We start from the raw sequence: 20121 nt of genomic DNA, 5'->3' as shown, positions 1-20121 counted from the left end.
GGGCTTTTTGTTGGGCGTGCGCAGACGGCCTATTCGTTCACGGCCGAGCGCTGCAGGTGCAGTTGCGTGCGCGGATCATCGTTCTGCGCCTGGTCGCCGCGCGCCGCCGAGCTGTTGCGCGACGCTTCCAGGCGGTCGAGGTACGCCTCGTCGATGTCACCGGTCACATACTTGCCGTCAAAGCAGGACGCATCGAACTCCTTGAGCGCCGGGTTGACGTCGCGCACGGCGCGCTTCATGTCTTCCACGTCCTGGTACACGAGCTGGTCGGCACCGATGATCCTGGCGATCTCTTCGTGCGTGCGGCCATGCGCCACCAGCTCGCCGCGCGTGGGCATGTCGATTCCGTACACGTTCGGGTACTTCACGGGCGGCGCGGCCGAGGCAAAAATCACCTTCCTGGCGCCCGCATCGCGCGCCATCTGCACGATCTCGGAGGACGTGGTACCGCGCACGATGGAGTCGTCCACGATCAGCACGTTCTTGTCCTTGAACTCGATCGCCATCGCATTGAGCTTCTGGCGCACCGACTTCTTGCGCACGGCCTGGCCCGGCATGATGAACGTGCGGCCGACGTAGCGGTTCTTGAAGAAACCCTCGCGATACGGCACGCCGAGCCGGTTGGCGACCTGCATGGCAGCCGGACGCGACGAATCGGGAATCGGCATCACCACGTCGATGCGTTCGGTCACCTCGCGCTTGATCTTCTCGGCCAGGTAATCGCCCATGCGCAGGCGCGCGTCGTACACCGAGACACCGTCCATGCGGGAGTCCGGACGCGCCAGGTAGACATACTCGAAAATGCACGGCGTGAGCTGCGGGTTCTCGGCGCACTGCTTGGTGTGCAGGTTGCCTTCGAGGTCGATGAAGATCGCCTCGCCGGGCGCCACGTCGCGCTCGAACTTGAACCCGATGCCCTCCAGCGCCACCGATTCGGACGCCACCATGTACTCGATCTTGCCGTCCGGCGTCTCCTGACTGCCCAGCGCCAGCGGGCGGATGCCGAACGGGTCGCGCACAGCCAGCACGCCGTAGCCGGAAATCTCCGCGGCGATGGCGTACGAGCCGCGCACACGCCGGTGCAGCCCTGCCACGGCAGTGAAGATGGAATCGCGGTCGAGCGGAATGTCATTGCTCGCGCGCTGCAGCTCATCAGCCAGCACGTTGAGCAGCACTTCGGAATCGGACTGCGTGTTGATGTGGCGGCGGTCGCGCCGGAACATCTCTTCGCGCAGCTGATCGGAGTTCGTCAGGTTGCCGTTGTGGGCGAGCACGATGCCGAACGGCGCATTGACGTAGAACGGCTGGGCCTCTTCTTCGCTGGAAGAACCGGCCGTCGGATAGCGCACCTGGCCGATACCGCTCGTGCCGGGCAGCCCGCGCATGTTGCGCGTGCGGAACACGTCGCGCACCATGCCGTTGGCCTTGTGCATGTAGAAGGTGCTGCCTGAGGCGGTGGCAATGCCGGCCGCGTCCTGCCCCCGGTGCTGCAGCAGCAGCAGGCTGTCATAGATCAGCTGATTGACAGGCGTGGACGAAACCACGCCAACGATACCGCACATGTCGATCTCCAGCGAGAACGTATTGGTGGCGCCCACACCCGTTGCAGGCGCCGAAAAAACGTGCCGGACGACCAGCTTGTGGCCAAGCCGCCCGAATCAATAGTGGACGTATTTCGCGACGTCCGGCGGCAACAGCGGCTTGGCCGCCTGCACCGCCTGCTCCGCATACGGCCGCGTGATGGCATCGCGCCAGAACGGCTGCTCCGGCAGGCTCGTGAAGCCCGCCACCGTCATCAGCACGAGGATGATCACCCCGCCGCGCGCCAGCCCGAAAACCATGCCCAGGCCGCGGTCTGCCGGCTTGAGCCCCGCGCTCGTGAGCACTGCCGACAGCAGCGCGCCCACCAGCGACGTCGCAATCACCGTCACGATAAACAGTAGGACGAAACCAAGCACGGTGCGTGCGACCGGCCCGCCCGGCAGCGACTCGGGCATCCACCCTGCCGCCACCCCCGAAAACGAATACGCGACCCATGCGGCAAACAACCAGCCGAGCAAGGCCAGCACCTCGCGAATCAGCCCGCGGAAGAGCCCCACCAAAGCCGACGTGACGACAATGAACAGCACGCCGTAGTCAAAGAAAGTCGGTTGCATCAGACAGCGGCCTGCATCGGCACGTACGTGGTCCGGATGGCGCAGCGGGTCATTGCGTCTGGCGAGTGCGCGCTTGGCCGCATGGCGATGGCGTTATTGCTGAACGAGTTTGGGCGTCAGGCCGATCTGTTCGGCGCGCTTTTGCGCGGCTTCGGCCGAGGCGCGGTCCTTGAACGGGCCGGCACGCAGTAGCGCCAGATCGCCCTTCTCGGGCACCTTCCTGTGTTCGATGTATCCCGGAATCTTGTCGGCCTTGAGCTTGCTGAGCCAGTTGTGGGCACGCTCCTCCGAGGCGAAGGCGCCGATCAACAGGATGAACTTGCCGTCCTTTGGATCGGCAGCGGGCGCGGCGGCCTGTTGTGCCTGCTGGGGCGGCTTCGCGGCGGGCTTGGGTTCCGGCACCGGCGTCGTGCTTGCCACGGTCTTGGGTGGCGTCGGCTTGGCGTCGGGTTGGGCCTGCGGGGCCCCGGCGTTGGTGCTGGGAGCGGGGGCATCGGTGGAGGCCACGACCTCTTCGCCCTGGTCCAGCGCCTGCGCCTGATCCTGCGTTGCGCGCGGCGTGGAGCGCCGGCTGGCGACCTTCGGCTCATCGCTCGAAGCGTTGGCGCCGCGGTCCACGGGCTGGTCCTGGATCTGCACCGCCACGGCATCCGTCACCGGACGCGGCTTGGCGTCGAACACCAGCGGCAAGACGATCACCGCTGCGCCCACCAGCACCACTGCACCGATCAGGCGGCGGCGGGCACGTTGCTTCTGCGGGAGCTGAGGGTCGAGGCCGTCATCGTCGTCATCGCGACGCGATGCCCGGCTGCGGGCCTTGGACGACGCACGGGACTCGCGGACCGCGTCACGCGCCACATCGGCGGCACTGCCGGCGGCATTCGCTGATACGCCGCGCGAGCGTTCGCCTTCAGCGTTCTTGCGGGAGGAAAAGATGGAAAGCAGTCCCATGGGGCACCCGGGTTTAGTGCGCGCGACTCTTGCGCTCCGCCAGCACGCCGGCAACGGTGTAGAACGATCCGAAGACCACGATTCTATCATCCTCGGTTGCGCGCTCCATGGCGTTGCGATAGGCCGTGGCGGGATCGCTGAACGTGCTGACGCTCGTATCCTTGCCGGCACGGAAGCCGGCGTCGGCCAGGGCCGCAGCTAGGCTTTGGGCGGACGCCGCACGGGGGGGCGGCAGGTCGGTCAGGCACCAATGGTCGACCTTGTCCAGCATGTGGCCCAGCACACCGGCGATGTCCTTGTCCTGCATTGCACCAAACACCGCGTAGGTGTAGCGGAAGAACCCCATGTTTTCGAGATTCTGGCCAAGCGCCGCGGCGGCATGCGGATTGTGCGCGACGTCGAGAATCACGGCGGGGCGGCCCGGCAGCACCTGGAACCGGCCGGGCAGCGCCACTTGCGACAGCCCCAGGCGCACGTCCTGCGCCGAGATCGGCAGCCGGTCACGTACCGATTCGAGCGCAGCCAGCGCGGCCGACGCGTTCAGAAGCTGATTCGCCCCGCGTAGCGCCGGGTACCCCAGGCTTGACCACCGCCGGCCTCGGGCGCTGAAGCCCCATTGTTGCTTGTCGCCCTGGAAGTTGAAGTCGCGGCCGATCAGCCAGAGGTCTGCGGCAACGGCCTCGGCGTGCTTGACCAGCGAAATCGGCGGCACCGGATCAGAGCAGATGGCCGGCTTGCCCGGGCGGAAAATTCCCGCCTTCTCGAAACCGATCGCCTCGCGCGTATCGCCCAGATAGGCCATGTGGTCCAGGTCGACGCTGGTGACGACGGCGCAATCGGTGTCGATGATGTTGACCGCGTCGAGCCGGCCGCCGAGCCCCACCTCCAGAATCACCGCATCCAGCCCCGCATTGGCGAACAGATGCATGATCGCCAGCGTGGTGAATTCGAAGTACGTCAGGCTGACAGGTGTCTCGAAACTGCAGCGCGCGCGCTCCACCGCCTCGAAATGCGGCAGCAGCATTGCGTCGGTGGCGATTTCGCCGTTCACGCGGGCGCGCTCGTTGAAGTCGATGAGGTGCGGCGACGTGTGGCACCCGACCTTGTAGCCCGCCGCCAGCAGGATCGACTCGAGCATCGCGCAGGTCGAGCCCTTGCCGTTGGTACCGCCCACGGTGAAGACGACGGACTTGAGCTGCAGTCCAAGTGCGTCGCGCACGCGGCTGATGCGAGCCAGGCCCATGTCGATGCCGACCGGGTGCGCCGTTTCGAGATGGGCAAGCCAGTCAGACAGAGTGTCGAAAGTCTGCATGCGATGAATGCGCGCGGAACCGGCCGCGCAAAAACAAGAAGCGCGGACTCATCGCCCGCGCTTCGATGAACGGATGTCGCGCATCAGGCCAGCGCGTCGGCTGGTTGCTTCTGCAGGAGGGCCAGAAGTTCGGCGATCTCACGGCGCATGTTACGGCGGTCGACGATCATGTCGATGGCGCCCTTCTGCAGCAGGAACTCGGCGCGCTGGAAGCCTTCCGGCAGCTTCTCGCGCACGGTCTGCTCGATCACGCGCGGGCCGGCAAAGCCGATGAGCGCCTTCGGCTCGGCGATCACCACGTCGCCCATGAAGGCGAAGCTGGCGGACACACCGCCCATGGTCGGATCGGTGAGCACGCTGATGAACGGCAGCTTGGCCTCGGCCAGCTTCTGGATCATCGCCGTGGTCTTGGCCATCTGCATCAGCGACAGCAGGCTTTCCTGCATACGCGCGCCGCCCGTGGCCGACACGCAGATGAACGGCACCTTCTGCTCCAGCGCCGTCTGCGCGCCGCGCGTGAAGCGCTCGCCCACCACGGAACCCATCGAGCCGCCCATGAATTCGAACTCGAAGCAGGCCACGACCACCGGCAGCGCATGGATGGCGCCGCCCATCACGACCATGGCGTCGGTTTCGCCGGTATCGTCCATGGCCGCCTTGATGCGGTCGGGGTACTTCTTGGTGTCCTTGAACTTCAGCGCGTCGACCGGCAGGATCTCCTGGCCGAGTTCGTACCGGCCCTCTGCGTCGAGCAACGCATCCAGCCGCGCGCGCGCGCCGATGCGCATGTGGTGATCGCACTTCGGGCAGACGTGCAGGTTGGCTTCGACGTCAGTGCGGTACAGCACCGACTCGCAAGCGGGGCATTTGATCCAGAGGCCTTCCGGGATGCCCTTGCGCTGCGACGGATCGGTCTGTTGGATCTTGGGCGGAAGCAGTTTGTCCAGCCAGCTCATGCGTGCTCCTTGAATACGGGGTCGCGAAGATCGGGGCCGCGGTCAAGCATCGAGGGCCTGCCGGATCTCTGCGATGAAATCAGTCAGACATTGTACCGCTTGTTCGCGCGGAGCCTCTTCCAGCAATTGCACAATGCGGGATCCGATGACCACCGCGTCGGCCACACCGCCGATCGCGCGTGCCGTTGCCGCATCGCGGATGCCGAAGCCGACACCCACCGGCAGGCGCGCGTGCTGACGGATCTGCGGGATGCGCGCGGCCACGGCGTCCAGATCGATGGTCGCAGCGCCCGTGACGCCCTTGAGCGACACGTAGTAGATGTAGCCGCTCGCCACCCGGGCGATCTGCGCAATGCGCGCCTCGGTGGAGGTGGGCGCCAGCAGGAAGATCGGGTCGATGCCGGCATCGCGCATGGTCTTGGCAAAGCCCTCGCACTCCTCCGGCGGGTAGTCAACCACGAGCACCCCGTCGACACCGGCCTCCGATGCGGCCTCGGCGAACGCGTCTGCGCCCATGCGCTCGATCGGATTGGCGTAGCCCATCAGCACCACGGGCGTCGTCGCGTCGGTGGCGCGGAACGCACGTACGTATTCGAGCACGGTGCGCAGGCCGATCTTCTTCGCCAATGCGCGCTCGGACGCACGCTGGATCACCGGGCCGTCGGCCATCGGGTCGGAGAACGGCACCCCCAGTTCGATGACATTGGCGCCGCCCTTGACCAGCGCATGCATCAGGTCGACGGTCATCTCCGGGTACGGGTCGCCCGCCGTGATGAACGGAATCAGGCCCTTGCGGCCCTGCGCGGACAACTGCGTGAAGGTTTGAGCAATGCGGGACATGGCAGGATCAGTGGGTCAGGCAACCTTGACGGTGTCGGGCGCCTGCGAATCAGTCGGTTGGGCGTTGGCGGCAGCAGCATGCACCGCCGCGACGCGCTCGCGCGCCACACGGCAGTACTCGGCGTTGATCTCGAAGCCGGCAAAGCGGCGGCCGAGGCGCGCGCACGCCGCGGCGGTCGTGCCGCTGCCCAGGAACGGGTCGAGCACCAGACCGCCGGGCGGGCAGCTTGCCAGGATCATGCGCTCGACCAGTTCGAGCGGCTTCTGCGTGGGGTGCTCCGCGCGCTCCGGGTCTTGCCGATGCAGGCGCGACACGCTCCACACGTCTTTCGGGTTGTAGCCGACCTCCAGCCACTTCTTGCCCTCGAAACGCTTGCGGCTGCGCGCCTTCTTGGTTTCGGCGTCGTACGGGATGCGCACGGCGTCGACATCGAAGTAGTAATCGCGCGAAGCGACAAAGAAGCCGATGTTGTCATGCACCGACGAGAACTTGCGCGTGCTGCCGCCCATGCTTGGCACGCGGCGGTCCCAGATGATCTCGTTGATCATCGTGAGGCGCCGCTTGAGCATCACGAACAGTTCCGGCGCGTATTGCCACGTGCAGAACAGGTAGAGCGATCCGTTGCGCGCCAGCTTCGGCAAGACCGCGTCGATCCAGCGCTCGGACCAGGCGAGGTACGCATCGCCCGACAGCTTGTCGGAATCGTTGCCGTAGTCCTTGCCCAGCCCGTACGGCGGATCGGCGATGACGAGGTCCACACTGCCGTCAGCCAGGTGCCGGACCCCGGCAATGCAGTCCTCGTTGAAGATGCCGTCGATGGCGCGCTCGGTCATGCGGGTGCCAATGCCTTCAGGTTCAGAGCTTGATGCCGGAGAGCTCGGCGACGGTGTGCATGTCCTTGTCGCCGCGGCCCGAGAGGTTGACCAGAAGGATCTTGTCCTTCGGCAGCGTCGGCGCCAGCTTGCAGGCATACGCGAGCGCATGGCTCGATTCCAGCGCCGGGATGATGCCCTCCATGCGGCACAGGTCGTGGAAGGCCTGCAACGCTTCCTTGTCGGTGACGGGGACGTACTCGGCGCGGCCCGCATCCTTCAGCCAGGCGTGCTCGGGGCCGACACCGGGGTAGTCCAGACCCGCCGAAATGGAATGCGTCTCGATGATCTGGCCGTCCTCATCCTGCAGCAGGTACGTGCGATTGCCGTGCAGCACGCCCGGCGACCCGCCCGTGAGCGATGCCGCGTGGCGGCCCGTCTCGATGCCCTCGCCCGCCGCCTCCACGCCGATCAGCTTCACGCCGGCGTGGTCGATGTACGGATAGAAGATTCCCATGGCGTTGGAGCCGCCGCCCACGCAGGCGATCACGGCGTCCGGCTGGCGGCCCGTCATCTCGGGCATCTGCACCTTGCACTCCTCGCCGATGACGGCCTGGAAGTCGCGCACCATCATCGGATACGGGTGCGGGCCCGCCACCGTGCCGATGATGTAGAAGGTGTCGGCCACGTTGGTCACCCAGTCGCGCATCGCTTCGTTCAGCGCGTCCTTGAGCGTGCGCGACCCCGATTCCACCGGCACCACGGTCGCGCCCAGCAACTTCATGCGGTAGACGTTCGCAGCTTGGCGGCGCACGTCTTCGCTGCCCATGTAGACGACGCATTCCATGCCGTAGCGCGCGGCAATCGTGGCGGTGGCAACACCGTGCTGGCCGGCGCCCGTTTCCGCAATCACGCGCGGCTTGCCCATGCGCCGTGCCAGCAGCGCCTGGCCGATGACGTTGTTCACCTTGTGCGCGCCGGTGTGGTTCAGGTCTTCGCGCTTGAGGTAGATCTGCGCGCCGCCGCAGTGCTCGGTCAGGCGGCGCGCGTGATAGATCGGCGACGGACGGCCGACGAAATGCTTCAGCTCGTACTCGTATTCCTTGATGAACTCGGGATCGTGCTGGTAACGCGCATAGGCGTCGCGCAGTTCATCGAGCGCGTGGGACAGCGTTTCCGCAACGAAGGTGCCGCCGTAGGGGCCGAAATGGCCGTGGGCGTCGGGCAGGTTGTACATGGCAATCTCTCGAGGCGTCCGCCGCAGCCACCAAACAAGGGCGCATCGGCGGAAGAATTCAGGAAGCGCGAACCGCGAGAGACCGGCCGACCTGGCTCAGGCCTGCGCCGACGCGCCCAGGGCAGCATCGGCCTCGCGGACCGCACGCACGAATGCAGTCATGCGGGCGTGGTCCTTCACGCCCCGTGCGGCCTCGATTCCGCTGCTGACATCGACAGCGTAGGGCCGCACGCGCTCAATCGCGCCAGCGACGTTTTGCGCGCTCAACCCACCACTCAAAACGAGCCGAGGAGCGGCGCTTGGCAGTGCGGAGTGCGAGAGCCATTGCGGGGGAATCAGGGTCCAGTCGAAGACGTGGCCGCCACCGCCGTACCCCTCGACAAATGCGTCGAGCAGCAGGCCTTGGGCAGCGGCAAACCGATCGGCGAATTCTACCAAATCAGCCCCTGGCTGAACACGCAGGGCGCGCAGCCAGGGCAGCCCGACCTTGCCCGCAATCTCGGCACATTGCTCGGGCGTTTCGTCGCCGTGGAACTGGAGCAGCGTGAGCGGCACCTGGTCGAGCACGCGGGCCACGTCGTCCGCGCTGGCGTTGACGAACAGGCCGGTGACGGTCACGAACGGCCCGGCACGGCGGGCCAGTTCAGCCGCGCGGTCGGTGGCGACGTAGCGCGGGCTGGGCGGATAGAACACCAGCCCGATGGCGTCGGCACCGAGCGCAACGGCGTGGTCGACGTCGGCCGGCTGGGTGAGGCCACACAGTTTGATGCGGGTTCGGTGGAGAGACATGGCGGATTCAGAGCCCGGCGTGCTCGTCGAACACGCCGCGGAACAGGCTGGCCGATGCCGGAGACGCCGGCAGCTGGAACGCATCAGGATAGCCCACCTCGGCCAGGTACAGCCCGTCCGGCATGAACGTCGGGGCTGCCGCCACACGGCTGCGGGCTGCAAGCACATCGGCCATCCACGATGCCGGCTGGCGGCCGCGCCCGATCGCCACCAGGCAGCCCATGATGTTGCGCACCATGTGGTGCAGGAAGGCGCTGCCGCGAATGCGCACGAACACCCATTCGCCCTCACCGCGCACTTCCGCCGAATACATCGTCTTGACGGGCGATTTGGCCTGGCATTCCGCCGCGCGGAAGGATGAAAAATCGTGCTCGCCGACCAGCACCTGCGCGGCTTCGTTCATCGCGGCCACATTGAGTGACTGCCCAGGCGGCAATGTCACATAGCCGGCTTTGCCGTCGAGCAGCGGCGCACGCGTCGGCCCGAACGTGAGCGCGTAGTAATACGTGCGGCGATGCGCGGAGAAGCGCGCATGGAAATCGTCCGGCATCGGCTGCGCCCAGCGCACGGCAACGGTCGGCGGGAGGAAGGCGTTCGTGCCGCGCACCCACGAGAACGGGTCGCGCACGAGGTCGGTGTCGAGATGCACCACCTGCCCCAGTGCATGCACGCCGGCATCGGTGCGGCCGGCCACGGTCGTCTGCAAAGGCACGCCCGCAAATTGGCGCAAGGCGGCTTCGAGCACGTCCTGCACGGTGTTGCCGTGCGGTTGCGACTGCCAACCCGAGAACGCGGCACCGTCGTACTGGATGCCGAGCGCGATGCGCGTCATGCCCTGTGAATCCTCATGCGGAAAGAAAAACGCCGGCAGGATACCACCCTGCCGGCGCCGTCGATGGCGTAAAGGCGGTGCGTCAGCCGATCTGGCGCATCAGGGCCTGGGCCTCGGCGTGGAACGACGGATCGCCCAGGTCCAGCACTTCCTGCAGCAGTTCACGTGCGCCTTCCTTATCACCGATCTCGATGTAGGCCTTGGCCAGGTCGAACTTGATCTGCAGATCGCGCACGCCGTCGGTACCGCCTTCGCCGGACAGGGTATGCGGCAGGTTGGTGTCGAGGCGGATCGCCGATTGCGGTTCGTCGTTGGCCACGTCTGCGGGCTGGGCGTGATGCGGCTCGGCTTCGAAATGCATCGGCGCCTGCGACAGATCGGTCGGCTGCGCCCAGCTCGGCAGGCCAATGTCAGCGGATGCGGCGGGAGCGGCGGCTTCCTCAGCCGGCGGCGTCGGGTTCAGATCGAGCGAGAGGTCCGACAGATCCATGTGCAGCGGCGGCGTTGCGACGGGCTGATAGGCCTCGCCGGCATGCGCGTTGAACTGCGGCAGATCGGCTTCGGGCTCGGCATGCGTCTTGAAGATGTCCGAGGCCTCGGCGGGCGCGGTGATGGGCTCACCAGCCGCGGGAGCCGGGAACGAGTCCAGCGGCAGCTCCAGGTCCGCCAGCTGCGGCGCCTTGGTCGACGGAGCCGACGGGTCCAGATCCGGCGACAACGTCGTCCAGTCGTCGCCGCGGCGGGTAGTCTGTCCGGTCACCGTCGGGCTGAACGCTTCGGCGGCAACCGCGGCACCCACGCCGGCCAGCGCGGCAGCGCCCGCTACGGCCGCACCGCTGTGGATGGGCGCCGGCTGGGCTTCTGCGGCGGGATGCTGCCCGTCGCCCTGCACCGTGAGGTACAGCGGGTTGGCCGGGTCGAACTTGCGACCCATCGCAGCCGCCTCCGCCCACTCCGGCGAGCCGGCACCGACCTGCGCCAGCATCTCTTCGGCAATGGTCTGGAAGCCATGTGCGTCCTGGCGATTGGCGTAGATCTCCATCAGCTTCAGGCGGATGGCCTGGCGGTCAGGATGCTGCTCCAGCGCCTCACGCAGGATCTCCTCGGCCTGCACATCGCGGCCGTAGGCGATATAGACGTCGGCCTCGGCAATGGGGTCGACTTCATTGCTCTCGTTGCCGCCGCCGATCCGGAAATCCGCGCCGAACACGCTGTGCTGCGACGTGTCGACGCTCTGGCCGCCGGCTGCACCGAACAGCGAATTGGCGCCGGCCATGACCGTGCTTTCCTGCGACAGCAGGCTGTCCTGGAAGCCGTGTGCCTGGTCGGGCTTCTGCTGGCGGCGGCGATACACCACCAGGCCACCCAGCAGCGCGATCACGAGTCCGCCCAGGCCCAGTGCCATCGGGTTGCCCAGGAGGGTCGAGAAGAACGATTCTTCCTCAACGGGCGGCGGCGCAACGACCACCGGTGCCTTCTTCGGTGCGGCGGCAGGCGCGGACGCAGCTGCTGCCGGTGCGCTTGCAGCAGCGGTCGGCGCGGACGCGGCCGCAACCGGCGCCGAGGCTGCCGCCGGTGCCGAAGCCGCCGCCGTTACGGACGAAGCGGCCGGCGTGTCGGCCTGCGCTGCCGCGGCCGGCTGCTCCTGCGCCGGCGTGGATGCTGCAGCTGCCGTAGCCGGCGCAGGCGCATTGCCTGCCGTCACCGCAGGGGCCGCCACGGACGGCGCCGCTGCGGCCGGCTTGGCGGCATTGGCGGCCGCCTTGGCCAGCTCGGCGTTCTTCAACTCCACCAGGCGTTGCATGTCGGCGAGATTCTTCTCCAACTGTGCAACGCGCGATTCCATTTCCTTGAGCGCACGCTCCTTGGCGACGAGTTCCTCGTCGCGGGCCGCGGCAGCGCCCGCCTTGCCTGAACGCTCTGCCTTCGACAGGCGCAGCTCGTCGCGCCCGCTGGCTGCAGGCGTGGCTTGATCCTGCACGCGAGCCGACACGCTGCCGCTCTGCTGGCGGGCCGAATCGGTATCCGTGGCGGCGTTGGCCTCGGCAGCCGTGGCCAGCCGGTTACGGTAACCGGCAAAGCCCGACGTGCGGGCAACGACCTCGCGGCGCGCTTCACGCGGCGAAACCTTCTGGGCTTCGGCCTGCGACGGCACCTTCAGCACCGAACCGGTACGCAGCCGGTTGATATTGCCGCCGATGAACGCGTTCGGATTGTTGCGATACAGTGCGAGCAACATCTGGTCGAGCGACACGGCGTCCTGGCCCTGGGCCGCTGTCGACGCAATGTCGTACAGGCTGTCGCCCCGCTGCACGGTGTACGCGCCGCCGGGCGCAGCGTCTGGGGCCGTGGCGGCGGGTGCGCCCTGCTGCGGACGTGCGGCCTGGCGAGCCGGGCGGTTCTGACGTGCCGGAGCCGCCGTGGATGCGGCAGGCGCCGCTGCCTGCGGCGGGGTCGCCGGGGCCGGCTCTGCCGCGCCGGGTGTCGTGGCCTGCACGACAGGCGTCGGCGCAAAATTCTGGGTGCTATTGCTGGAGCCCGCCGGATCGAGCAGGAAGGTGTAGGCGCGCGACACGTGGCCGCTTGCCCAGTTCAGATCCACCAGCACGTCAACAAACGGCTCCGCCACAGGCTGCGTCGAACGCAGGCGCACGACGTAATTGCCATCTGGCAGGCGCACGAGCGACGCGCGCAGCGACGAGACGATTGGGTTGTATGTCAGGCCGGCCCGGGCATAGGCGTCAGGAGCAGCCAACTTGGCGACCAGGTTTTGCGCCTCTTCGGGCGTCACACCGGTCAGATCGATTTCTGCCTGCAGCGGCTGCCCGAGGCTGGATCGCACATGCAGCGCACCAAAGCCCGCCGCCTGCGCCGTCGGTTGGATCAGCAGCAGGGTCGCGGCGGCAAATGCGACGGCCGACCAACGCGGACTGCGATGGGACGATTCTCTCCGGCGGTATTGGCTCACCCTCACCTTCGACTCCGTTATTTTGTAATGTGCAAACGAACTTAACATCAACGAGTTAGCGCAGCAAGTTCACCCAACAGGTGAAATGCGTGGATAAGAATCGCCGTCAATTTTTGTTCAATCGACAGGATTGGCACGATTCTGAAGCACCCGACGTACCCCCCGGAATGCGTGTGCTCCGATGCGGCGCCAACCCCTCCCCCGGCCTCGTCCACCCCACACACGGGGGGACGGCTGTCTTGCCGCAATGCTGGCCGCTATTGTGTACCAACGTTACAAGCAGTGGGCATCCAGATGGCACAACGCCGCGCAGGCCGCGCGGCGTTGGAGGAAAAAACGCACATTCTGTTGTCAGGCCGCAACGACACATGCCGCAGCCTGGTCTGGCAATAAAAGTAAAGGGCCGATCACTTGCCCAGCAGGATGCGCAAGGTACGGCGCAGCGGTTCAGCCGCCCCCCACAGGAGCTGGTCGCCGATCACGAAAGCGCTCACGTACTCCGGTCCCATGTTCAGCTTGCGCACACGGCCCACACCGACCTGCAGGCCGCCGGTGATGGAAGCCGGCGTCAGTTCCTTTTCGGTGATGCTGCGGTCGTTCGGCACCCACTTCACCCAGGGGTTGCCCGAGCGGATGATCTGTTCGATCTCTTCGAGCGGCAGATCGCGCTTGAGCTTGAGTGTCAGCCCCAGGCTGTGGCAGCGCATTGCGCCGATGCGCACGCAGAGGCCGTCTACAGGAATGGTCTGCGCCGTGCCCAAGATCTTGTTGACCTCGGCCTGGCCCTTCCACTCTTCCTTCGACTGGCCGTTGTCGAGCTGCTTGTCGATCCACGGGATCAGGCCACCGGCCAGCGGCGCCGGGAAGAACTCCGTCGGCACGTCTTCGCGAATCGTCTTGGCAACCTTGCGGTCGATATCGAGAATGGCGGACGCCGGGTTGGCCAGCTCATCAGCCACGGCGCCGTGGATCACGCCCATGCCCTTGAGCAGCTCGCGCATGTGGTTTGCACCCCCGCCCGAGGCTGCTTGGTAGGTCATCGAGCTGACCCATTCGACCAGCCCTTCGCGGAACAGGCCGCCCACGCCCATCAGCAGGATGGAGTTGGTGCAGTTGCCGCCGATGAAGTTCTTGGTGCCAGCCGCCACCGCGTTCTTGATGAGCGACAGGTTGACCGGGTCCAGCACGATCACGGCGTCGTCTTCCATGCGCAGCGTCGAGGCGGCGTCGATCCAGTAGCCGTTCCAGCCGGCAGCGCGCAGCTTCGGGAAGACTTCGGTCGTGTAGTCGCCGCCCTGGCACGTAATGATCGTGTCGCAGGCCTTCAGTGCTTCGATGTCGTTGGCGTCGGCCAGGGGCGCACTCGTCCTGGCGAATGCAGGCGCCTTGCCGCCGGCATTACTGGTGCTGAAGAACACCGTGTCGATCAGGTCGAAATCCTTCTCTTCCTGCATGCGTTGCATCAGCACGCTGCCGACCATGCCGCGCCAACCGACGAGACCTACCTTCATGATTGTGAACCTCTAGTGATTTTCCCCGCCTCAGTCGCCCGGCGTGACCGCGCGGGGAAGGCGAACGGGCACGACGGACGATCAGAAGATCGTTTTTTTGGTAATGATTTTGGTGGTCGTGCGAATCTCGACAGGCGTCATGCGAGCGCGCGCGGCGGTGACCTTGGCGGAGATAGCCAGGGTGCCCAGAATGCCCAGTACGAGGACGGGAAGCGCGATCGAGATCATCTGCAAAAATATACACGATTTGGCGGCCACACAATGCACTGCAACATGTGTCCACCGAAAAAACGACGATTGCGGCGCCCGATGTGACGGCACCGCAACGCGCGTTTCATTTACAGGGCTGCGACCACCGCGTCGCCCATCTCCACCGTACCGACCTGCTTGCAGCCCGGCGTCAGGATGTCGCCCGTGCGATAGCCCTGGGCGAGCACCTTCTTGACGGCGTTTTCGATGCGATCGGCCTGCTCGGCCTTGTTCAGCGAATAGCGCAGCATCATCGCGGCGGACAGGATCGTCGCCAGCGGGTTGGCGATCCCCTTGCCCGCGATGTCCGGCGCAGAACCGTGCGACGGCTCATACAAGCCTTTGTTGTTGGCATCGAGCGACGCCGACGGCAGCATGCCAATCGAGCCCGTCAGCATGGCCGCCTCGTCCGAGAGGATGTCGCCGAACATGTTGCCGGTGACGATCACATCGAAGTTCTTCGGCGCCTTGACGAGCTGCATGGCCGCGTTGTCGACGTACATGTGCGACAGCTCGACTTCCGGATACTCCTTGTGCACGTCGGTGACGATGTCCTTCCAGAACTGGAACGTCTCGAGCACGTTGGCCTTGTCGACGCTGCACAGCTTCTTGCCGCGCTTGGCGGCAGCCTGGAAGGCGACGTGCGCGATGCGGCGGATTTCCGGCTCGGCGTAGCGCATGGTGTCGAAGCCTTCGCGCGCGCCGGCGAACAGGCCGTCCGGCGCGGCCCGCACGCCGCGCGGCTGGCCGAAGTAGATGTCGCCATTCAGCTCCCGCACGATCAGGATGTCGAGGCCGGCCACGATCTCGGGCTTCAGGCTCGAGGCACCGGTCAGCTCCGGATAGCAGATGGCCGGGCGGAAGTTGGCGAACAGCTGCAGATGCTTGCGCAGGCCAAGGATCGCCTGCTCCGGGCGCAGCTCGCGCGGCAGCGTGTCGTACTTCCAGTCGCCCACGGCGCCGAACAGGATGGCATCGGCCTCCTTGGCCAGCTTGAGCGTGTCTTCGGGCAGCGGGTGGCCCTGGGCCTCGTAGCCCGCACCGCCTACCGGGGCGGTTTCCATCTCGAACGACTCGCCCAGCGCCTTGAGCACCTTCACGGCCTCGGCGACGATTTCCTTGCCAATGCCGTCACCCGGCAACACTGCAATCTTGGTCATGCGTATTTCCTTGTTGTTCTATCGTCAGCTCAACCGACGAGCCTGTGTGCGAGCCACGGCATCTTGGCCAGACGCTGCGCCTCGAACGCCTTGATCTTGTCTGCATAGCGCAGGGTCAGGCCGATGTCATCAAAGCCGTTGAGCAGGCAGTATTTGCGGAACGCCGTGATGTCGAACGGATATGCCGTACCGCCCGGTGTGACGACGACCTGCTTGTCCAGATCGACGGTCAGCTGATAGCCGGTGAAAGCCTGCGTCTCGTTGAACAGGTGGTCGACTTGCGACTCCGTCAGCACGATCGGCAGCAGACCGTTCTTGAAGCAGTTGTTGAAGAAGATGTCGGCAAAGCTCGGCGCGATGATGGCGCGGAAGCCGTACTGCTGCAGTGCCCACGGTGCGTGTTCGCGCGAGCTGCCGCAACCGAAGTTCTTGCGCGTCAGAAGGATCGACGCGCCTTGATAGCGCGGCTGGGTCAGCACGAAATCCGGGTTCAGCGGGCGCTTGCTGTTGTCCTGACCGGGTTCGCCGACGTCCTTGTAGCGCCATTCGTCGAACAGGTTCGGGCCAAAGCCCGTGCGCTTGATCGACTTGAGGAATTGCTTCGGGATGATGGCGTCGGTGTCGACGTTCTCGCGGTCAAGCGGCGCCACGAGGCCGGTGTGAACGATGAATTTTTCCATGATCGCTTCTTTCCTATTCCTTCCTGCTGCGACTCAGGCGAGCTTGCGCACGTCGACGAAGTGCCCTTCCAGCGCGGCCGCGGCGGCCATCGCCGGGCTCACCAGGTGCGTGCGGCCGCCAGCGCCCTGACGGCCTTCGAAGTTGCGGTTGGACGTCGATGCACAACGCTCGCCCGGCTCGAGGCGGTCAGCGTTCATCGCCAGGCACATCGAGCAGCCCGGCTCGCGCCATTCAAAGCCCGCCGCCTTGAAGATTTTGTCGAGCCCCTCGCGTTCGGCCTGTTCCTTCACGAGGCCTGAGCCCGGCACGACCATCGCCAGCTTCACGTTGGAAGCGATGCGCTTGCCCAGCTTCTGCACGACCCAGGCCGCGGCGCGCATGTCTTCGATGCGGCTGTTGGTGCACGATCCAATGAACACCTTGTCGATGTTGATATCGCTGATGGCAACGTTCGGCTGCAGGCCCATGTATTCGAGCGCACGCTCCATGGCGTTGCGCTTGTTCGGGTCTTTTTCCTTCTCGGGATCCGGCACGCGGTCTTCAATGCTGACCACCATTTCAGGCGACGTGCCCCAGCTCACCTGCGGGCGGATCTCTTCAGCACGCAGCTCGACCACGCGGTCAAAGTGAGCACCTTCATCGGAATGCAGTGTGCGCCAGTACTGGACGGCCTGCTCCCACTCCACGCCCTGCGGCGCGAACGGGCGCCCCTTGATGTACTCCAGCGTCACGTCGTCCACGGCGACCATGCCGGCGCGGGCGCCAGCCTCGATCGCCATGTTGCACACCGTCATGCGGCCTTCCATCGAGAGCGCGCGAATGGCAGAGCCGCCGAACTCCATGGCGTAGCCCGTGCCGCCGGCCGTACCGATCTTGCCGATGATGGCGAGCACGATGTCCTTGGCGGTACAGCCGCTCGGCAACGTGCCCTCCACCTTCACGAGCATGTTCTTGCTCTTCTTGGCGAGCAGCGTCTGCGTGGCCAACACGTGTTCGACTTCCGACGTGCCGATGCCGTGGGCCAGCGCGCCGAATGCGCCGTGCGTGCTGGTGTGCGAATCGCCGCAGACCACCGTCATGCCCGGCAGCGTCGCGCCCTGCTCGGGCCCGATCACGTGCACGATGCCCTGGCGCTTGTCGTTCATCTTGAACTGCGTGATGCCGTAGGCGTCGCAGTTCGCATCAAGCGTATCGACCTGCAGCTTCGAGACCGGATCGGCGATGCCGTGCGAGCGGTCGGTGGTCGGCACGTTGTGGTCCGACACGGCCAGATTGGCACTGATGCGCCATACGGGGCGGTTCGCCAGCTTCAGGCCCTCGAACGCCTGCGGGCTCGTCACTTCGTGCAGCAGTTGGCGATCGATGTAGAGGACGGTCGTGCCGTCTTCCTCGGTATGAACGACGTGATCGTCCCAGAGTTTGTCGTAGAGCGTCTTGGCCATGATGCGATCCGTGCACAACGCGCCATGCCTGGCGGCTGCGCGAGCAGTTTCGTGGGGAGTGATCGATTATGCCACCCGGTGCATCGGGCGCAGGACGTGACTGGCGAAAGGGGGTTTCGCCATTTCGCGAAAGCCCTGGCTGCGCGCAGACAACAAAAAACCCCGCCGGTTTCCCGGGCGGGGTTTTTGCCAGGACACGCTGGCTTAGCGCTTGTCCAGCGCCGGGACTTCGCGCAGAGCGGCGCCGTTGAACAGCTGGCGCGGGCGGCCGATCTTGTACTCCGGATCGGTGATCATCTCTTCCCACTGCGCAATCCAGCCCACCGAGCGGGCCAGCGCGAAGATACACGTGAACATCGAGGTCGGGATGCCCAGGGCGCGCTGCACGATCCCGGAGTAGAAGTCGACGTTCGGATACAGCTTGCGGCTGACGAAGTACTCGTCTTCCAGCGCGATCTTTTCCAGTTCCATGGCGAGCTTGAACAGCGGGTCGTTCTGCAGACCCAGTTCTTGCAGCACTTCGTGGCACGTCTCGCGCATCAGCTTGGCGCGCGGATCATAATTCTTGTACACCCGGTGACCGAAGCCCATCAGGCGCACGCCGCTGTTCTTGTCCTTGACCTGCTTGATGAACTCCGGAACCTTGTCGACGGTGCCGATCTCTTCCAGCATGTTCAGTGCGGCTTCGTTCGCACCGCCGTGCGCCGGGCCCCACAGGCAGGCAATGCCGGCAGCGATCGCGGCGATCGGGTTCGTGCCCGAGGAACCTGCCAGACGCACGGTCGACGTGGAGGCGTTCTGCTCGTGGTCTGCGTGGAGGATGAAGATGCGGTCCAGCGCACGCTCCAGCACCGGATTGACCTTGTACTCCTCGCACGGCGTGGCGAACATCATGCGCATGAAGTTGCCCGTGTAGGAGAGGTCGTTCTGCGGGTAGATGTTCGGCTGCCCGATGTTGTACTTGTATGCCATGGCCACCAGCGTCGGCAGCTTGGCGATCAGGCGGATCTGCGAGATCTCGCGCTCGCGCGGATCGTTGATGTTGGCGGCATCCGGGTAGAACGCGCTCATCGCGCCCACCAGACCGGTCAGGACAGCCATCGGGTGCGCGTCGCGGCGGAAACCGCGCATGAAGTACTGCATCTGTTCATGCACCATGGTGTGATGCATGACGGTGTCATTGAACTCCTGCTTCTGCTTGGCGTTCGGCAGTTCGCCCTTGAGCAGCAGGTAGCAGATTTCCAAAAAGTCGCACTTGCTGGCCAGATCGTCGATGGCATAGCCGCGATAGAGCAGTTCGCCCTTGTCGCCATCGATGTAGGTGATCTTGGAGTTGCACGACGCGGTCGACATGAAGCCGGGGTCGTACGTAAACTTCCCGGTCTGGCCATACAGCTTGCGGATGTCGATCACGTCCGGGCCAACCGTGCCCTTGTAGATCGGCAGCTCAACGCTGGGCGAGCCATCGGAAAACGATAGGGTGGCTTTCACATCGGACGGCGTCATGTCGGTTTCCTTCTCTGCTGTTTATGAAAATGAAGTCGGGAGACTCCCGCCAGACGGATCACGGATGCCTGCAGGGGGCGGCACAACCGATTCGTCTTGCGGCAACCTCTCGCGCGCCGGACTCAGACCGAGCGCAGCAAGGTCAGGACGTGCTGAACCTGCGGCACGTCGAGTGCACCTTCAGGCTCCTTGCGTGCAAGCAGGAGATCCATCAGGTCGTTGTCGGGCAGGTCGAACAACTGCGAAAGTGCGGCAACGTCGTCATCCGACAGTTCCGTCTCGTAGCGGTTGAAGAAGCGCTCGACGATGATATCGTTCTCCAGCAGACCGCGCCGGGCACGCCAGCGCAGACGCGCGCGCTTGTGCGGATCGGACTGGTGCGAGAACGTCGGAGTATTCACAGCAATCATGCTTCTGAAGAGTGTGTCGCCGGAAACCGGCTCCGGCGACACACGATGCCAAACGGCGCTGACTCGCGGCTTACACCGCGCGGCGCACCATCAATTCCTTGATCTTGCCGATGGCCTTGGTCGGGTTCAGGCCCTTCGGGCACACATCGACGCAGTTCATGATGGTGTGGCAGCGGAACAGGCGGTACGGATCTTCCAGGTTGTCCAGACGCTCGCTGGTCGCCTGGTCGCGGCTGTCGGCGATGAATCGATACGCCTGCAGCAGACCGGCCGGGCCGACGAACTTGTCCGGGTTCCACCAGAACGAC

Annotated in this window: 19 protein-coding genes; all 19 read right to left on the bottom strand. The window is 65.5% G+C overall.

The features are described 5' to 3' along the window. Positions 1-29: 29 nt before the first annotated feature. On the bottom strand, positions 30-1562 hold the full coding sequence (purF, locus tag A6M56_RS07915; protein ID WP_045787891.1) for an amidophosphoribosyltransferase: 1533 nt from the start codon (positions 1560-1562) through the stop codon (positions 30-32). A gap of 96 nt (positions 1563-1658) precedes the next feature. Continuing rightward, entirely contained in the window at positions 1659-2156 is a 498-nt protein-coding gene (locus tag A6M56_RS07910) for a CvpA family protein (protein ID WP_045787164.1), read from the bottom strand. Between the two features lie 93 nt (positions 2157-2249). Next, a complete protein-coding gene (locus A6M56_RS07905) occupies positions 2250-3107 on the bottom strand; it encodes an SPOR domain-containing protein (protein WP_045787165.1) in 858 nt (285 codons plus the stop codon). Positions 3108-3120: 13 nt separating this feature from the next. Next, complete coding sequence (gene folC / locus A6M56_RS07900; RefSeq protein ID WP_102079926.1) at positions 3121-4419, bottom strand: bifunctional tetrahydrofolate synthase/dihydrofolate synthase; 1299 nt, start codon at positions 4417-4419, stop codon at positions 3121-3123. Positions 4420-4502: 83 nt separating this feature from the next. Next, entirely contained in the window at positions 4503-5375 is an 873-nt protein-coding gene (gene accD / locus A6M56_RS07895) for an acetyl-CoA carboxylase, carboxyltransferase subunit beta (protein ID WP_045787167.1), read from the bottom strand. A gap of 42 nt (positions 5376-5417) precedes the next feature. Next, positions 5418-6215, bottom strand: coding sequence for a tryptophan synthase subunit alpha (gene trpA, locus A6M56_RS07890; RefSeq protein ID WP_102079927.1), 798 nt, complete (start codon positions 6213-6215; stop codon positions 5418-5420). A 15-nt stretch (positions 6216-6230) separates the two neighbouring features. Next, positions 6231-7049: a DNA-methyltransferase gene (locus A6M56_RS07885; protein WP_286758013.1), complete on the bottom strand. Its 819-nt coding sequence runs from the start codon at positions 7047-7049 to the stop codon at positions 6231-6233. A gap of 22 nt (positions 7050-7071) precedes the next feature. Further along, positions 7072-8265 (bottom strand): tryptophan synthase subunit beta, encoded by a 1194-nt coding sequence (gene trpB / locus A6M56_RS07880; protein WP_062738404.1) that lies wholly within the window; start codon positions 8263-8265, stop codon positions 7072-7074. Positions 8266-8361: 96 nt separating this feature from the next. Beyond that, entirely contained in the window at positions 8362-9054 is a 693-nt protein-coding gene (locus tag A6M56_RS07875; RefSeq protein ID WP_062738403.1) for a phosphoribosylanthranilate isomerase, read from the bottom strand. 7 nt (positions 9055-9061) lie between these two features. Beyond that, entirely contained in the window at positions 9062-9886 is an 825-nt protein-coding gene (gene truA / locus A6M56_RS07870) for a tRNA pseudouridine(38-40) synthase TruA (protein WP_045787172.1), read from the bottom strand. 82 nt (positions 9887-9968) lie between these two features. After that, complete coding sequence (gene tapV, locus A6M56_RS07865) at positions 9969-12860, bottom strand: FimV/HubP family polar landmark-like protein TapV (protein WP_102079929.1); 2892 nt, start codon at positions 12858-12860, stop codon at positions 9969-9971. Positions 12861-13261: 401 nt separating this feature from the next. After that, a complete protein-coding gene (gene asd / locus A6M56_RS07860) occupies positions 13262-14365 on the bottom strand; it encodes an aspartate-semialdehyde dehydrogenase (protein ID WP_045787173.1) in 1104 nt (367 codons plus the stop codon). An 81-nt stretch (positions 14366-14446) separates the two neighbouring features. Continuing rightward, on the bottom strand, positions 14447-14623 hold the full coding sequence (locus tag A6M56_RS07855) for a hypothetical protein (RefSeq protein ID WP_180964264.1): 177 nt from the start codon (positions 14621-14623) through the stop codon (positions 14447-14449). 80 nt (positions 14624-14703) lie between these two features. Beyond that, a complete protein-coding gene (leuB, locus tag A6M56_RS07850; RefSeq protein ID WP_045787174.1) occupies positions 14704-15774 on the bottom strand; it encodes a 3-isopropylmalate dehydrogenase in 1071 nt (356 codons plus the stop codon). A gap of 29 nt (positions 15775-15803) precedes the next feature. Then, positions 15804-16454, bottom strand: a complete 651-nt coding sequence (leuD, locus tag A6M56_RS07845) for a 3-isopropylmalate dehydratase small subunit (protein ID WP_286758012.1) — start codon at positions 16452-16454, stop codon at positions 15804-15806. 33 nt (positions 16455-16487) lie between these two features. After that, the gene (gene leuC, locus A6M56_RS07840; protein ID WP_062738527.1) at positions 16488-17897 is read right to left on the bottom strand and encodes a 3-isopropylmalate dehydratase large subunit; all 1410 of its coding nucleotides are present in this window, start codon (positions 17895-17897) and stop codon (positions 16488-16490) included. Between the two features lie 204 nt (positions 17898-18101). Continuing rightward, positions 18102-19403, bottom strand: a complete 1302-nt coding sequence (gene gltA, locus A6M56_RS07835; RefSeq protein ID WP_045787176.1) for a citrate synthase — start codon at positions 19401-19403, stop codon at positions 18102-18104. Between the two features lie 122 nt (positions 19404-19525). Beyond that, positions 19526-19813, bottom strand: coding sequence for an FAD assembly factor SdhE (locus A6M56_RS07830; RefSeq protein WP_045787177.1), 288 nt, complete (start codon positions 19811-19813; stop codon positions 19526-19528). Between the two features lie 70 nt (positions 19814-19883). Next, positions 19884-20121, bottom strand: a 238-nt coding sequence (locus A6M56_RS07825; RefSeq protein WP_502686886.1) for a 4Fe-4S dicluster domain-containing protein, incomplete at its 5' end; no start/stop codon positions are given.

It is taken from the genome of Ralstonia sp. RL (genome assembly GCF_001683835.1).
In the GTDB taxonomy this organism is placed as follows: domain Bacteria; phylum Pseudomonadota; class Gammaproteobacteria; order Burkholderiales; family Burkholderiaceae; genus Ralstonia; species Ralstonia mannitolilytica.
This window is presented reverse-complemented; position numbering and strand designations above follow the sequence as displayed.